Genomic DNA, 15,707 nt, shown 5'->3' on the forward strand with positions numbered 1-15,707 from the left:
GGCGCGTTTTTTGGCAAGAGCCGCGAAAAAGATTTGACGGCCTCGCAGGAACCTACATAGAACATCCATGCCGGTTGCCCGTTTGTTCGGCACCCCGTGGTCCCCCGACCGGCTGGAGAACGCCATGCTGACGCGCAAGCAGCACGAGTTGCTGATGTTCATCGACAAGCACCTGCGCGCGACCGGCTTCTCGCCTTCCTTCGAGGAGATGAAGGACGCGCTGCGCCTCAAATCCAAATCCGGCATCCACCGCCTGATAACGGCCCTGGAGGAACGAGGCTTCCTGAAGCGCCGCGCGCACCGCGCCCGTGCGCTGGAGGTTGTGCGCCTGCCGGAAAACGTCGCGCCGCGCCGGGCCGATCCCGGGCCGGCACCTGCTCCGCCATCCTTCACGCCGAACGTGATCCGGGGCCATTTCGCGCCGGGCCTTGCCGGGGTGCAGAAGGCAGCGAACGAAGCGGGCTCTGTCGCCCTGCCGCTGTATGGTCGGATTGCTGCCGGCATGCCGATCGAGGCGCTGCGCGACACCTCGGCCAGCATCGACGTCCCGGCCGCGCTGCTGAGCGGCGGCGAGCATTATGCGCTGGAGGTGGCTGGCGATTCGATGATGGAGGCTGGCATCCTGGACGGCGACACGGTGATCATCCGCCGCGGCGATACGGCCGACAGCGGCGCGATCGTGGTGGCACTGGTCGATGACCAGGAGGTCACGCTGAAACGCCTTCGTCGCAAGGGCAATTCGGTGGCGCTGGAGCCTGCGAACCGCGCCTACGAGACGCGCATTTTCGGGCCGGACCGGGTTCGGGTTCAGGGCCGGTTGATCGGCCTGCTGCGCCGCTACTGAGCCCTCAGTAGGGGTCCCATTCGTGGCGGCGTGCCGCACGCCAGGCGTGCAGCCGCTGCCACGCTGCCGTGGCGACGACACCGCTCAGAATCCCGGCGACCAGCATCCATGCCATGTCCATGACTCGCGTCCTTTCCGCCCTTCCTGTCCGGGCATCCTGGATCTGGCCCGGCTAAGGCATGGTTAACGCGATCCCGTATCGACGGTTGCGCGCGGCAGGTCGGAGGCGCGACCTGGCATCGGGACCGGCGGCACCCAGGGGCGGTCGCCTCGCAGGCCGCGGTCCGTGCGGATGACGGCCGCCGTGCCGAGCCAGGCGGCCTGGGCGCCGTCGCGCCACATCGCGAACCGGTCAATGGTGACGCCGCTGCGGCAGCGCGGCTCCATCGCCTCGAGCGCCACGACCAGCGCAGCGTGGCCGCAGGCCTGTCCGGGGTCCAGGGGCGGCATACGCTCCCCGCGCCGCGCCGGTGGCCCCCGTAGCAGCACGGCGACGGCGCTGCCGGGCCTTGGCTGGAAGCGGCACGCTGTCGGCGTGCACGAAATGGCGCCGCCCGCGACTTCCCCCTGTCCCGGCAGTGCCAGCGCTTGGGTCGCGCCCATCGCGCGCAGCATGTTGTCGCGCGCGAAGTTGCGGGCCCCCGGGACGCGGTAGAGGTAAATCCCGTCCGCCGTGCGCAGCGCCACCAGCCGGGCGTCGCTGGACACCAGCAGGTCCGGCGGTGGCGAGACGAGACCCGCCGCCAGGCCCGCCAGGATCACCGGCACCCCGAACAGCCGCAGACCGCCGCGCCACAGGCACAGCCAGCAGAATCCGAAGGCCGCCAGCGCCAGCCCCCAGCCCGGCAGTGGGGGCATCGCCGGCGCAGCCCCCGGCATGTCTGCGACCAGACGCGCCACGAGCAGGATGCACTCAACCCCCCATCCCATGGCCCAGAGCGGCCAGTCCTGCAGTCCGATCGGCAGCGCCAGCACCGCCGCCAGCGCGGCCGGCATCACCAGCAGGGAAGTCAGCGGCACCGCCACCGCATTGGCCAGCACCCCGAACACCTGCAACCGCCCGAAGTGGTGCAGGCCGGACGGGGCGGTGGCCGCGCCCGCCAGCAGGGATGTCAGCACCAGCCCTGCCAGCAGCAGCAGGCCGCGCCGCCACCAGGCGCGCCGGGGCTCCAGCCGCGCCAGCCAGGGCCGCAGGGCGTCATGCCCGGCGATCAGCGCCAGCACCGCGCCGAAGGACATCTGGAAGGATGGCCCCAGCACTTCCGCCGGCGCCACCACCAGCACCGCCGCGGCGGCCATGGCCAGCACCCGCAGCGACAGCGCCCTTCGCCCGGCGAGCAGCGCCAGCGTCATCAGCGCCGCCATGCCGAGGCAGCGTTGCATCGGCACCTGCGATCCGGTCAGCAGCATGTAGAATGCCCCCGCCGCCAGCGCCCCCACCGCCGCCACGGCCTTCCCCGGCACCCGCAGCGCCACCCAGGGCACCAGCGCCAGGCCCGCCCGCAGCACGCCGAAGACCAGCCCCATGACGATTGCCATGTGCAGGCCGGACACCGACAGCAGGTGCGCCAGCCCGGAATCGCGCATCGCAACCATGGCCGGCTCCGGGATGCCGCTCTGCGTACCGGTGATCAGCGCCGCGGCCACCGCGCCGGCTGCGCCGGGGATCGCCGCCGTCACCGCCTGTTCGAGCCGCGCCCGCAGCCGTGCGAGTTTCTCCCCCTGCCCCGGCTCCACCGCCGCTGGCCCGAGCGCGAAGCCCGACCCACCCAATCCGGAAAAAAACGCGGCGCGCTGGAAGTCATAGCCGTCCGGCACCACCGGCGCCCCGGGCTCGCGCAGCAGTGCGCGCACGGTCAGCCGGTCGCCCGCCTCCGGCCGCGCCGGGTCGTCGCGCCGCAGCCGCAGCCGCACCGGGCGGGCCAGCGGCGCCGCGTCATCCAGCCGCGCCGCCGCAAGCGTCACCCGCACCCCCTCCGGCAACGGCTCCACCACCGCGACGCGACCCGAAGCGACCACCGCGCCATAAGGCAGCGCCAGCGGCTCCGGCTGCCGAGCCGCGTGCCAGCCGGCCAACCCCATCCCCAGAAGGAACGCCGCCACCAGCCCGACCGCCCAGGCGGCGAGGGCCCGCCACCGCGCCAGCACCACCGCCGCCAGCGTGGAGGCCGCCGCGAGCCAGGGGGGCGCGGCATCCGGCTCCCGGTCCAGCGCGAAGTACCACAGGATGCCGGCCCCCAGGGCAACCGCCAGCCAGGGCGCGTACCGCCCATGCTGCGCACCCGCCTGCCCCGCCAGAAGCTCGGTGACGGAATCTCGTGCCGGGAGGGAAGTGGCCAGGGACATTCCACCCAGGGTGGAACATTGAGCACGACAGCGCAACGAAGTCCGACCTTTGGCCCCGCCGCCCTTCCGGGCTACCTATCCGGCCGATAAAACCCTCTGCCGGAACCCGGAAACAAGATGTCCGTCCGCACCCGCTTCGCCCCCTCGCCCACCGGTTACCTGCACATCGGCGGCGCCCGCACGGCGCTGTTCAACTACCTGTTCGCGCGCCATCACGGCGGCCAGTACCTGCTGCGGATCGAGGATACCGACAAGGCGCGCAGCACGGATGCCGCCGTGCGGCAGATCCTGGACAGCCTTGAATGGCTCGGCCTGAGCCCGGACGAGCCGCCCGTGATGCAGACCCACCGCGAGGCCCGCCACGCCGAGGTGGCCCGGGCGCTGCTCGCCGCCGGCCGCGCCTACCTCGCCTACGACACGCCGGAGGAACTCACGGCGATGCGCGCCGAGGCCGAGGCCGCGAAGCGCCCCTTCAAATATGACGGCAGCCGCTGGATAGACCTCGACCCGGCCCGGGCCCCGAGCCTGCCCGGCGCCATCCGCATCAAGGCGCCCCGCGGCGGGGAGACGGTGGTGGCCGACCTGGTGCAGGGCGAGGTCCGCGTCGCGCACACCGAGCTGGATGACATGATCATCCTGCGCAGCGACGGCACGCCCACCTACCTCCATGCCGTGGTGGTGGACGACCACGACATGGCGATCACCCATGTGATCCGCGGCGACGACCACCTGACCAACACGTTCCGCCAGTGCATGGTGTATGACGCCATGGAGTGGCGGCGGCCGCATTTCGCCCATATCCCGCTGATCCATGGCGCCGACGGCTCGAAGCTCTCGAAGCGCCACGGCGCCGTCGGTGCGCTGGATTTTGCCGAGATGGGCATCCTGCCGGAGGCGCTGTGCAACTACCTGCTGCGCCTCGGCTGGGGCCATGGCGACGAGGAGATCGTGCCGCGGGACCGCGCGATCGAGCTGTTCGACCTGAAGGATGTCGGCCGCGCCGCCTCCCGCATGGACTACGTCAAGCTGGTCCACCTGAACGGCGTCTACATCCGGGCTGCGGAGGATGACCGCCTGGTGCGGGAGGTGCTGGCGATCCTGACCCGTCGGCGGATCGATTTCGGGACGGAGGCCGCGGGCCGCATCCGCATGCTGATGCCGGACCTCAAGGCGCGTGCGAAGACGCTGACGGAACTGGCCGACGCCTGCCTTTTCGCGGTGCCGGAGGGCGCGCCCGAGCCCGACGCCAAGGCCGCCGCGCTGCTGACGCCGGAAGCCCGCGCCCGCCTCGCCAACCTCGCCGAGTTCCTGGCCGAGGCGCCGTGGGAACGGGCGGACCTGGAACAGTGGCTGCGCGACTATGCCGAGGTGAAGGGCATCAAGCTCGGGCAGGTGGCGCAACCCCTGCGGGTGGCGCTGACCGGCAGCACGCAGAGCCCGCCGATCGACGCAGTGCTCGTGGCACTTGGGCGGACCGAGGCGTTGAGCCGGATCAACACCGCCGCAGGCACGACATTGGCTTGACCTCCACGCAAGCGACATCTAGAAAATTACGACTTAGGTGATTTTTGACGTCGTTTGCGGAGTGGGCATGCCGGGCCGATCGAAATTCTTCTACTGGGCCATGGCCCTGCTCGGCATTGCAACCTGGACCGCGGGCATCATCGGGCTGTCGGGGCTGCCCCTGCCGACTCAGGTGGCGCTGTCCGGGATGGCGGTGATGGCCTGCCTGTGGGGCCACGCCGTGCTGTTCCCGAAGCCGGTTGCAGCGGCGCCGGCGGCGCGGCCTGCCCGACCGCTTCCCCTCGGGCGCGCCCGCACCCCGACCCGCCTGGCGCAGCGCAACCTGGCACTGGACCTGCCGCCTGGCGAGCTTCCAACCCTGCTGCGCGAACCCTTCGAGGAAGCGGCGCGGATGGAGGCGCATCGACTGGCGGAAGCCATCAGTGCCGCCGGCATCTTCGGCCCGGTGAACATCCGGCTGCAGCCCGATGGCATGGCGTTGGTCGCGCCGGTCCAGGCCGAGGCCGCCGTGCGGCTGCCGGCCGCCATCCTGGTGCGGCTGGCGCAACGGCTCACGAGCCAGCCCGATCGGCGCGCGGAGCCCGGGGCCGGTCACTGGCCCGGCGAGGATCTTGCCGCCGCCATAGTGGGCCGGCTGGAGGAGACGCGGCCGGCACAGGCTTCCCCCGCCCCTCGCCCCTCCGGGCGAGCCAGCCGCGCGGGTCTCGAATCGGTTTAATCAGAGTGCAAATCTGAGCGGATGCTTTATTGGTCCTGATGTCAGTCGCGCACATCCGGTCATCGTAGACCCAACCCAGGACGTCCCATGGCGAACATCGTCGGCACTGGCAATGACGACGTCATCACCCCCGGCTTCACCTCGGCAGGCCTCCCGTCGCCGACCTCGGATGCCGACGTGATCCAGGGCCTGGCCGGCAGCGACGTGCTTGATGCCTCCGCCGGCGATGACCTCGTGCTCGGCGAGGAGGGCGCGGACCTGCTGGTGGGTGGCGAAGGCGCGGATACGCTGGATGGCGGCACGGATGCCGATACGCTCTTCGGCGGGGCCGGCGCCGACCTGCTGGTCGGCGGCGACGGGTCCGACCAGGCCTTCGGCGGTGACGGCGCCGATATCCTACTGGGGGGGGCTGACCAGGACCTGCTCTCGGGTGACGAGGGCGATGACCTGATCGATGGTGGCACAGGTGCCGACACGCTGCGCGGCGGGGGCGGACGCGACACGCTGCTGGGCGGCGACCAGGGGGACCTTATCGAGGCGGACAGCGGCAACGACCAGGCCAATGGCGGCGAGGGCAGCGACCTTATCTTCGGCGGTGAAGGCAACGACACACTCGAGGGTGGCACCGATGCCGATACGCTGCACGGCGACGCCGGCGATGACCTGCTGGTCGGCGGCGCAGGAGTCGACTGGCTGATTGGCGGTGCCGGCCGCGACACGCTGGAGGGCGGCGACGATGCCGACAGCCTGGCGGGCGGTGACGACGACGACCTGATTCTCGGCGGCCAGGGCCAGGACAGCATCGCGGGCGAAGCGGGCGCCGATACGCTACTCGGCGGCCTGGACGGCGACAATCTGGATGGCGGCGCCGACGACGACCTTCTGCTCGGCGAGGAAAGCGCGGATTTCCTGCGCGGCGGCGATGGCCGCGACACGCTGCTCGGCGGCGACGACGTCGATACGCTGGAGGGCGGCGACGGCGATGACTGGCTGGATGGCGGGGCGAGCGCCGATATCCTGGGCGGCGGCGCGGGCAACGACGTGCTGATCGGCGGCCCCGATGCCGACACGCTGCTGGGCCAGGACGGTGCGGATACCCTGCTCGGCGGCAGTGGCTACGAGGTGCTGGATGGTGGCGACGGCGATGACCTGATCCGCAACGGTGACGGCGAGGACGTCATCACCGGCGGCACCGGGCGGGACCGCGTCGAGTTCGCCGAGGTTGCCGGGGCTGCACCCGGCTCGATCTTCTTCGTCGACCTCGGCGGCGGCGTCTTCGGCACGACCAGCTTTCCGACCGGCACGCTCGCGGGCATCGAGGACGTCACCGGCAGCAGCTACGCCGACAGCATCACCGGCAGCGCCGACGACAACCGGATCGACGGCGGCTCCGGCTTCGACAGCATCGCCGGCCTGGGCGGCGCGGATAGCCTGTTCGCCGGGGCGGACGGTGCCAGTCTTTCCGGCGGCGAGGGTGACGACCTTCTGGATGGCGGGTCCGGCGATTCCACGCTGCTGGGCGGCGCCGGCGACGATGTGCTGCGGGGCGGTACCGGCCACGATCTCCTCGAGGGTGGCGAGGGCAACGACCTTCTCGGCGGCGGCGCCGGCAACGATACGATGGATGGTGGCGCCGGGGCCGACACCATCTCCTATGCCGATGCATCGGCCGGCGTGTCCGTGGACCTCGCCAACAGCAGCGCCAGCGGCCCCGGAGGCGCCGACTCGCTGGCCGGCTTCGAGGCTGCGATCGGCAGCGCCTTCGCCGATCGCCTGGCCGGCAGCGCTGGCGACGATACGCTGGATGGCGGGGACGGTGCCGACACGCTGCTGGGCGGCGCGGGAGACGATCTGCTGACCGCGAGCGCCGACGGCTGGCTGGCAGGCGGCGACGGCGCGGATACGCTGCGCGGGGGTCCGGGCGCGACCTTATCCGGTGGAGACGGAAACGATCTGCTGGCCGGCGCCGCCGGCAGCATCAGCGAGGGCGGCGGGGGCGCAGACACGCTACAGGGTGGCGCGACGCTACTGGGCGGCGAGGGCGGCGACGTGCTGCTGGGCCTCGCCGGCAGCCTGCTCGATGGCGGCGAAGGCGAAGACACGCTTCAGGGTGGCGCGACGCTGCTCGGCGGCCTTGGCGATGACCTGCTGGTCGCCGACACCGGCACCCGGTTGCTGGATGGCGGAGACGGTGACGACATAATCGAGGGCGCCTTCGGCCAGGTGCTGGGCGGAGCCGGCGCGGATCTCCTCGTGGGTGGCGCGGGGCAGCAGACGCTGCATGGCGGCGCGGGCGCCGATACGCTGCTGGGTCTCGACAGTGACGACGTGCTGATCGGCGATGACGGTGCGGATGTGCTGGTGGGCGGGGCCGGCAACGACGTGTATTTCATCGAGGACCTGGCCGACACGCTGGTGGAGGAGGCAGGCGGCGGCGACGCCGATATCGTCGTGGCGTCGACCGGCTACGCGCTGTTCGACAACCTCGAAATCCTGATGCTGAAATCCACCGCCCAGGGCGGCACCGCGGTGCATGGCTTCGGCAACCAGGACGCCAACCGGCTGTTCGGCAACGAACTCGGCAACCTGCTCGCCGGCTTCGGAGGAGATGACACCATTGCCGGCGGAGCGGGCGCGGAAAGTGTCCTGGGCGGCGAAGGCCGCGACGTGATCTTCGGCCAGGATGGCGACGACGTGATCTTCGGCGAAGGTGGCGCCGACACCATCGATGCCGGCGCTGGCGCCGACACCGTCCTCGGGGGCGACGGAGACGACCTGGTGCTGGGCGGCCTGGACGGCAGTGCCGAGCTGCTGTCCGGCGGTGCCGGCCGCGATACTATCGATGGGCGCGGTGGCCGCGACACGATCTTCGGCAACGAGGGCGACGACCTGCTTCTGGGCAACAGCGGCGGCCAGCTAATGGCGGGCGGCACCGGCGATGACACCATCGATGGTGGCGGCGGCAGCGACACCATGCTCGGTAATGAGGGCGACGACCTGTTCCTGGTCGACCATGGCAGCGACGTGGTGTTCGAACTGGCAAACGAAGGCAACGACACCGTCATCGCCGACACCGCGGAGGGCTACTACCTGCTCGACCACATCGAGAACCTGTTGCTGGTCGGCAGCACCTACCTCGGCGTCGGCAACGCGCAGGCCAACGCCATCTCGGGCCATGCCGGAAGCAACATGCTGGCCGGTGGCGACGGCGCCGATACGCTGGATGGCGGCGGCGGCCGGGACGAGCTGTACGGTGGTGCCGGCCACGACACATTCGTCATCGGCAGGGGGGCCGGCCTGTCCACCGTGATGGACTTCAACGTGGCGGAGGACATGCTGCTGCTGCACGGCACCGGCTTCACCTCCCTCGCCACGGCGCTGGATGAGATGGTGACGCATGGCGCGGATATCGCGCTCGACCTTGGCAACGGCGCCGTGCTGCATCTGCGCGGCGTGGACTGGGAGGATTTGAACGGCGGCAACGTCGCGCTGGGATGAACCGCCTCAGCGCGGCGTGACGATCCGGCAGGCGCGCGCCGTCGCGCGTGCCAGCAGCAGCATCCGCCGCGCCGCCACAGCCCCGGTCGCGGCATCGCCAACCAGGGAGCCGACCACCGGGTTGGTGGTCACCGCCGTGACCGCCGCGTTGATCGCGACATCGGCCACCGCCACCGCCCCGGCCTCGAACAGGGTGCGCCGCAGCAGCTTCAGCGTGCCGACCAGGCCGGGCCGCAGCCCGTGGATCGCCGCAACCTCCCGCACCAGGCGCACGCCGCGCCAGGCGACAAAGATGCCGTCCAGCGCCGGGGACGGCACGATGGCGGTCGCCGCCAGGGATTGCAGCGCGGCCGCCCGACCGGCCGCCACCGCGGCACGGTCCAGTCGGGCGAGCGGCCCGGCCTCCAACAGCGCGAGCAGGGTCGGCAGGTCGTCGGCCTTGCGCAGCGCCGGCAGCATCGCCTGCGCCTCCGGCAGACGTGCCGCCCAGGCCAGGATCGCGGTGCGGGATTCGGCGAAGTCGCCGCGCGCCACCGCGGCGCGGCCGCGCTCGACCGTACCGAGCCCGGCGAGCCCGCGCAGTTCCCGCAGGATCGCCGCCGCGATCAGACCGTAGCCCGCGACGGCGACGCCAAGCGTCAGCCAGCCGAGCCAGCTTCCCCGCGTGAACTGATCCGCCACGAAGCCGGCGACGTCGATTGCCGACAGGCCCAGCAGCAGCACGCCGACACCGGTGGCCGCCAGGCTGATCGCCGACCAGCGCCGGCCGGCGGGCGGCGGCACGGCGATCGGTGCAACCGAAAGCTCCCAGCTGTGGTCGATCCGCGGCGCCGGTGGCTCGGTCGTGTCGGTCAGGATGCGGGGTCCGCGCGGGGCGGAAGGGTCGCTCACAGCAGGTCTCCGATCAGGGACGCCAGCAGCCGGTCCACCCCCAGATGGGGAACGCCGGCCATGCCGTCACCGGTCAGGCGGGGCGGGCGGAATACCGGCATCTCGAATTCCCCGGTTTCCCAGAACTGCGACTCCGGCCGCCGCAGCGGCACCTCGCCCGGATAGATCCGCGCACTGCGGCCACCCTGCATCAGCACGCCGCGCACCGCCTGCACCTGGCGCCCATCCACCACGGCCACGTCGTCCTGGGTGCAGCGCAGGCTGGCGATGGCATGGACGGACGTGCTGGCGCCGCCGATCGCGGTCGATTCCCGCCCCACCAGATCCCCCAGCAGCCGGACCAGCGCATCGCGAGACGCGGCCGGGACATGATCCGCCTTGGTCGCGGCGAAGCCCACATGCTGAACGCCCTGCCCGGTCAGCAGGTCCAGCCAGCCGCCGCCACGCCGCAGCGATCCGGCGATGGCGGACAGCGCCGCCGCGGTGTCGTCGAAGGCCTCCTCCCCGGCATGCAGCGCGCCGAGCGCATCGACGAGCACCGCCTGGCGGCGGAAGCGGCGGAAGAACGGCTCGAAGAACGCGGATTTCTGATCCGCCAGATAGGCCGCATGGCGCCGAGCCAGCAGTCGGCCGAGGTCGCCGCCCCGCCCGCCCGGCAGGGGAAAGAACCACAGCAGCGGCGCCTCCCCGCGCGGCCCCGGGTTCAGCGCGCGGCCTGGTTGCAGGAAGCGGAAGCCGAGGTCGTCCCGGCAGCGCAGCAGCGCCGCCTGATACAGGCGGAAGCCCTGCCGGGCCAGCGCCTCGTCATCCCGGGCATCGGCCGGCAGCGCATCGACGAATTGAAGGAAATCCCCCGCGGCCGCCGCACGACGCCCGATCCGCAGACGGGCCAGCGTCTCCCGCGACCAATCCTCGTAGGACTGGTCCAGCATCGGCAGGTCGAGCAGCCATTCGCCAGGATAATCCAGCAGTTCCAGAGTCACCTGCCGGCGGCCCATGACCATGCCGCGCGCCTGGCCGAGCCAGGAGGCGGGCTCGAGTTCCAGCGCGATTTCCAGCGTGGACAGGTCCTCGGTCCGCTCCGGCCAGCGCGGCGGATCGGCCGCCAGCGCGTCCAGATGCGCCCGGGCGTCGAAGCGTGGCGTCGCCTCGATGCCTGGGGGCACCAGCCGCGCGCCGCGCAGCCGGTTGCCGGAGGCGGCTGCCAGCGCCGGCAGCGTGTTCACCCCCTGCCCGGCCGCGATCAGGTTCGCCACCAGCGACGTGAGGAACACGGTCTTCCCGGCGCGCGACAGGCCGGTGACCGCCAGCCGCACCCTCTCCCGCCCCGCCAGCGCCCGCGCCGCATCCGTCATGCCCGCGAGGGCATCCTCCAGCGGCGTCAGGATTGCCATGCGAGGTGGCTTACTTCCGCTCGATCAGCTCGATCTTGTAGCCATCCGGGTCCTCGACGAAGGCGATGACCGTGGTGCCGAATTTCACCGGCCCCGGCTCCCGCGTGATCTTTGCCCCGCCGGCGCGCAGCTTGTCGCAGGTTGCGTAGATGTCCGGCACGCCGACGGCGAGGTGACCGAAGGCGTTGCCCTGCTCGTAGCTTTCCGTGCCGTAGTTGTAGGTCAACTCGACGGCGGCGGCGCCGGTCGATTCCTCGGCGTAGCCAACGAAGACCAGCGTGTACTTGCCCTCCGGCACGTCACGCCGGCGGAGTTCCTTCATGCCGAGCAGATTGGTGTAGAAATTCACGCTACGGTCAAGGTTGCCGACGCGGATCATGGTGTGCAGCAGCGAGCCGCTGGTGGTTGCTGAGCTCATGGTTCTGGGTCCTCGGTTTTCAGGAATGCGTCGACATCCAGCGCCAGCAGGAACAGCCCCGCGGCGTCGGCTTCCGATATGGTGGCCGCGCGGTCCAGGACGATGGTACCGACGTGGACGTTATATCGCGCCTCCACCGCCACGCCGCGCAGCCCAGCGGCGGCGGCGGCCCGGATTGTGTCCGGCCCGATCACCGGCAGATCGATCAGCCGGCTTTGCGTCGGCTTCACAAGCTTCACCAGCACGCCGCCCGGACCTTCCCGCCGCAATGCCGTGCAACGCGCCAGCATGGCATCGGTGCCCTCGATCGCTTCCACTGCCAGCACGAGGCCCTGTTGCACGACGCAGCCCTGCCCGGTGTCGGCCATTCCGAGCTGCCGCGCCACGCCGATGCCGCGCCTGATGTCGGCCAGCGCCTGCGCATCCGGCTGCGCGCGGGTCGGGCAGCCCGCCTCCATCAGCAGATCGGCAAACACCTGCTGCGCGCCGATCGGCTCGAAGCCTTCCTCGCGCAGCACGGCGAGCACGGCGCTCAGCAGCGCGTCGTCGCCGCCGAACAGGGCCCTGCGACCGACCTTCGCCGCCAACCGCACACCTTCGCCATCGAGGCGCAGCGACAGGATGGAGGGCCGCTTGATGCGCCCGGCCAGCACCAGTTGCCGCGCCCGAGCCTGACGCATCAGCCCGAGCATGCGGCCGACGGCACCCAGCCGCACCACCTCATGCGGTACCGCGCGCCATTCGCGCGGATCGGCGAACCCATCGACAAGGACCGCGAAGACAGGGCGCCCTGCGCGCGCGGCAGCGTCGGCCACGCGCAGCGGCATCACGCCGCCGCCGGCCAGGATGCCAAGGGGGGGCGGTGGCGCAGTCACGCGGCCTCCCCGCCTTCCTCCTCCTCCCCGGCCCGGCCGAAGGGCACAAGGCCGTGTCGGCCGCGGTTGCGCGCGAAGGCGAGGATCTCGGCAACGATGGGGTTGTCCGGGTAGCTGGCGGCAAGGGTCCCGGCCACTTCGTCCGGCCGTCCGCCGCGATACAGGTCGTGCACCGCATGGGCGACGGTCACCACCTGGTCCTTGCTGAGGCCCAGGCGGCGGCGCATGGCAATCGTGTTCAGGCCGGCATGCTTCGCGCGAAAACCCTTCACGCGGCCATAGGGCAGCACGTTGCGCTCCACGCCGGACATGCCGGCGATCATCGCCATGCGGCCGATGCGCACGAATTGCTGGATTGCGGCGCCGCCCTGCACCACGGCGAAGTCGCCGATGGTGACATGGCCGGCCAGCATCACGTTGTTCACCAGGATGACGCCATCGCCGATCTGGCAGTCATGGCCGACATGGGCGACGCACATCACCAGGCCATCGGCGCCGATCCGGGTCATGCCATCGCCGCCGGTGCTGCCGCGATGAATGGTGGCGTGTTCGCGCACCTGGGTCCGCGCGCCGATGGAAACGCCGGTAGGTTCGCCCTTGTACTTCAGGTCCTGCGGCGCGAGGCCGATGGTGGCGAAGGGGAAGATCTTCGCCCCCGCGCCCAGGCGGACCCGCCCATCGAGCACGACATGTGCCATCAGTTCGACGCCCGGCTCCAGCACCGCCTCCGCGCTGACGACGCAGCCCGGGCCAATGCGGCAGCCGGCACCGATCTCTGCCCCTGCCGCGACATGCGCAGATGGGTGGATGAAGGCTGGCATCGTTTGCGTGTCCAAGCCCGCGGTTGCGCTCACTTGTCGAGGATCATGGCAGCGTAGCCGGCCTCGGCCACCACCTTGCCATCCACCTTGGCCTCGGCGGTGAACTTCCAGATGTTGCCGCGCTGCTTTTCCTTGCGGACATGCACGCGCATCTGGTCGCCGGGCACCACGGGCTTGCGGAACTTGGCGCTGTCCACGGTCATGAAATACACCAGCTTGCCCTGCGCCGAGGGTCCCAGCGTCTCCACCACCAGTACGGCCGCGGTCTGCGCCATGCTTTCGATGATCAGCACGCCCGGGAAGACCGGGTGCTGCGGGAAATGGCCCTGGAAGAAGTTCTCGTTGATCGAGACGTTCTTGATGCCGACGGCGGATACGTCGGGCACGATCTCCACCACCCGATCGACCAGCAGGAACGGGAAACGGTGCGGGATCGCCTGCATGATCCGCGCGATGTCGTAGGTGTTCGCGGTGCCGGATGGCGTCGTGTCGTCGCTGTCAACCATGTCTCGTTCTTTCGCCCGCCCTGAACCCTGAACGTCAGCCCGGCTTTGCCGCTGGCTTTGCCAGCCGCCGCAACGCCGCGAAGGCGCGCAGGGTCTCGCGCATCGGCCAGGCCGGCGACCCGCCGACCACCTCGCCCGCCGCGACATCGGACAGGATGCCGGATTGCGCCGCGACCTGCACCCGGTCCCCGATCTCGACATGCCCTGCGACGCCCGACTGGCCGCCCATCTGCACGCCGTTGCCAAGGCGGGTCGACCCCGCGATGCCGACATGCGCCACCAGGACGCAGGCCTTGCCCGTCCTCACGTTGTGGCCGATCTGCACCAGATTGTCGAGGCGCGTACCCGCCCCGAGCACGGTGTCGGATTGGCTGCCGCGGTCGACGCAGGCATTCGCGCCGATCTCGACCGCATCCTCCAGCAGCACACGGCCGAGCTGTGGCATCGTCTCGAACCGGCCCTCCGGCGTCACCGCGAAGCCGAAGCCCTCCTGCCCCACGCGCGCGCCCGGGTGCAGCACCACGCCGCGCCCGGCGATGCAGTGGCTGATGCTGGCATGGGCGCCGATGCGGCAACCCTCCCCCAGCACCACGCCCGCGCCGATGACGGCATGCGGGCCGATGATGCAGCCAGCGCCGACCTCCGCCCCCGACTCGATCACGGCGAAAGGCCCGACCTCCACGCCCGCGCCGAGGCTGGCGGCCGGATCGACATGGGCGGTCGCATGCACGCCCGGCCGCACAGGCGGCACGGGGTAAAGGGCGCGGGCGATCCGCCCGAAGCCGAGATACGCATCCTTCGTGACGATGGCGACGCGACCCTCGGGCAGCCGCGGGAGCAGTTCCGGCGGCAGGACCACCGCCGCCGCCCGCGTTTCCGCCAGCAGCGGCAGGGCCTTGCGATTGTGCAGGAAGCTGATGTCGGAGGGTCCAGCCTCGCCGAGCGGGCCGACCCCAGTGATCCGAAGGGCGGCGTCGCCGCCCTGCAACGTGCCGCCCGCCAAGGCGGCGGCTTCACCCAATGTCAGCGGGACCCCCGCCGGAAAGAAGCGGGGATCGACCGCCATCGGCTTCAGTTCCGTCGTGCGGGCGCGGCCGGGGCCGCCGGGGCGGGCGGCGGCGGCGGCGGCGGCGCGCCGTTGGCGGCAGGCGGCGCATCGACCGGTGGGGCACCCTCCGGCGGAATGGTCACGCTGCGCAGCACGCGGTTCATCTGCGCGGAGATCTCGTCCGTCAGGTCGAAGCCGCTGTCATTAAAGATCACCAACGGCCGCGGCAGCACGATGTTCACACCGCGGGAGGCCGCCACCTGGCGGATTACGGCGCCCAGCGCCTGCTCGATCTGGCCAAGGCCGGCCTGCGCCGCCTGGTCGATGGCGCGCGAACGGTCGCGGAAGATGCGCTGCGCGTCGGTGATGCGCTCCTGCAACTCACGCTCCCGCTGGCGAAGCTGTTCCGGCGGCAGGGTGGCGCGGGCGGCGGCCAGCGCCTGCTGTTCCTCGCGCCAGCGGCCCTGTTCGCGCTGCAGGTCGGTGTTCAGCGTCGCACGGCGCCGCTCGATCTCCTCCCGCACCTGGTTGAAGGCGGCCGATAGGCGCTGCACTTCCGGAATGTCGACGATCGCGATCACCGGCGGCGGGGTGCGCTGGCCGGCGGCCGGGGCCTGGGCCGGGCGCTGCTGCTGCGCCGGCGGCCGTTGCTGCTGTGCGGGTGGGCGCTGCTGCTGGGCTGGCTGCTGCGCCCCCTGGCCGGGCGGCACGAACCATTGCTGGCCGGGCTGTTGCTGGCCAAGGGCCGACTGGCCGGTCAGCAGCGACGGCCCAATCAGCAGGGAAGCCGCGAGGAGGTGGCGCAGACGCATGAAAGGGTAATC

The 15,707-nt window shown here is 71.3% G+C and carries 13 protein-coding genes; 4 read left to right on the forward strand and 9 right to left on the reverse strand.

Annotated features, from left to right (window positions below; genetic code table 11):
- The first annotated feature begins 124 nt into the window (after positions 1–124).
- Positions 125–844 carry a transcriptional repressor LexA gene (lexA, locus tag ACLF3G_RS18760; RefSeq protein ID WP_430671090.1) on the forward strand — a complete coding sequence of 240 codons (720 nt, stop codon included), beginning with the start codon at positions 125–127 and terminating at the stop codon, positions 842–844.
- A 183-nt stretch (positions 845–1,027) separates the two neighbouring features.
- Here the strand turns inward: lexA and ACLF3G_RS18765 are convergent, their stop codons facing one another.
- Entirely contained in the window at positions 1,028–3,190 is a 2,163-nt protein-coding gene (locus ACLF3G_RS18765; RefSeq protein ID WP_430670925.1) for a ComEC/Rec2 family competence protein, read from the reverse strand.
- A gap of 117 nt (positions 3,191–3,307) precedes the next feature.
- Here ACLF3G_RS18765 and gltX point away from each other — a divergent pair, with 117 nt between their 5' ends.
- The 3 genes from gltX (at position 3,308) to ACLF3G_RS18780 (ending at position 8,930) form a co-directional block, all read left to right on the forward strand.
- Positions 3,308–4,714 (forward strand): glutamate--tRNA ligase, encoded by a 1,407-nt coding sequence (gene gltX, locus ACLF3G_RS18770; protein ID WP_430670926.1) that lies wholly within the window; start codon positions 3,308–3,310, stop codon positions 4,712–4,714.
- 67 nt (positions 4,715–4,781) lie between these two features.
- Positions 4,782–5,432, forward strand: a complete 651-nt coding sequence (locus ACLF3G_RS18775) for a hypothetical protein (RefSeq protein ID WP_430670927.1) — start codon at positions 4,782–4,784, stop codon at positions 5,430–5,432.
- Between the two features lie 87 nt (positions 5,433–5,519).
- Complete coding sequence (locus tag ACLF3G_RS18780; RefSeq protein WP_430670928.1) at positions 5,520–8,930, forward strand: calcium-binding protein; 3,411 nt, start codon at positions 5,520–5,522, stop codon at positions 8,928–8,930.
- Between the two features lie 6 nt (positions 8,931–8,936).
- Here the strand turns inward: ACLF3G_RS18780 and ACLF3G_RS18785 are convergent, their stop codons facing one another.
- From ACLF3G_RS18785 to ACLF3G_RS18820, 8 genes are read right to left on the reverse strand one after another with little or no spacing between them, the layout of a single operon-like run.
- Positions 8,937–9,821, reverse strand: coding sequence for a DUF697 domain-containing protein (locus tag ACLF3G_RS18785; RefSeq protein ID WP_430670929.1), 885 nt, complete (start codon positions 9,819–9,821; stop codon positions 8,937–8,939).
- The gene (locus tag ACLF3G_RS18790) at positions 9,818–11,215 is read right to left on the reverse strand and encodes a YcjX family protein (protein ID WP_430670930.1); all 1,398 of its coding nucleotides are present in this window, start codon (positions 11,213–11,215) and stop codon (positions 9,818–9,820) included. The genes ACLF3G_RS18785 and ACLF3G_RS18790 overlap by 4 nt, the downstream gene beginning before the upstream one ends.
- Positions 11,216–11,225: 10 nt before the next feature.
- Entirely contained in the window at positions 11,226–11,633 is a 408-nt protein-coding gene (gene gloA / locus ACLF3G_RS18795) for a lactoylglutathione lyase (protein ID WP_430670931.1), read from the reverse strand.
- Positions 11,630–12,508, reverse strand: coding sequence for an LpxI family protein (locus tag ACLF3G_RS18800; protein WP_430670932.1), 879 nt, complete (start codon positions 12,506–12,508; stop codon positions 11,630–11,632). The genes gloA and ACLF3G_RS18800 overlap by 4 nt, the downstream gene beginning before the upstream one ends.
- The gene (gene lpxA / locus ACLF3G_RS18805) at positions 12,505–13,329 is read right to left on the reverse strand and encodes an acyl-ACP--UDP-N-acetylglucosamine O-acyltransferase (RefSeq protein ID WP_430670933.1); all 825 of its coding nucleotides are present in this window, start codon (positions 13,327–13,329) and stop codon (positions 12,505–12,507) included. The genes ACLF3G_RS18800 and lpxA overlap by 4 nt, the downstream gene beginning before the upstream one ends.
- A gap of 29 nt (positions 13,330–13,358) precedes the next feature.
- On the reverse strand, positions 13,359–13,835 hold the full coding sequence (fabZ, locus tag ACLF3G_RS18810) for a 3-hydroxyacyl-ACP dehydratase FabZ (RefSeq protein ID WP_430670934.1): 477 nt from the start codon (positions 13,833–13,835) through the stop codon (positions 13,359–13,361).
- Between the two features lie 34 nt (positions 13,836–13,869).
- Positions 13,870–14,901 carry a UDP-3-O-(3-hydroxymyristoyl)glucosamine N-acyltransferase gene (lpxD, locus tag ACLF3G_RS18815; protein WP_430670935.1) on the reverse strand — a complete coding sequence of 344 codons (1,032 nt, stop codon included), beginning with the start codon at positions 14,899–14,901 and terminating at the stop codon, positions 13,870–13,872.
- Between the two features lie 5 nt (positions 14,902–14,906).
- Complete coding sequence (locus tag ACLF3G_RS18820; protein ID WP_430670936.1) at positions 14,907–15,695, reverse strand: OmpH family outer membrane protein; 789 nt, start codon at positions 15,693–15,695, stop codon at positions 14,907–14,909.
- Positions 15,696–15,707: the final 12 nt, after the last annotated feature.

It is taken from the genome of Falsiroseomonas sp. HC035, assembly GCF_050563525.1.
In the GTDB taxonomy this organism is placed as follows: Bacteria; Pseudomonadota; Alphaproteobacteria; order Acetobacterales; family Acetobacteraceae; genus Falsiroseomonas.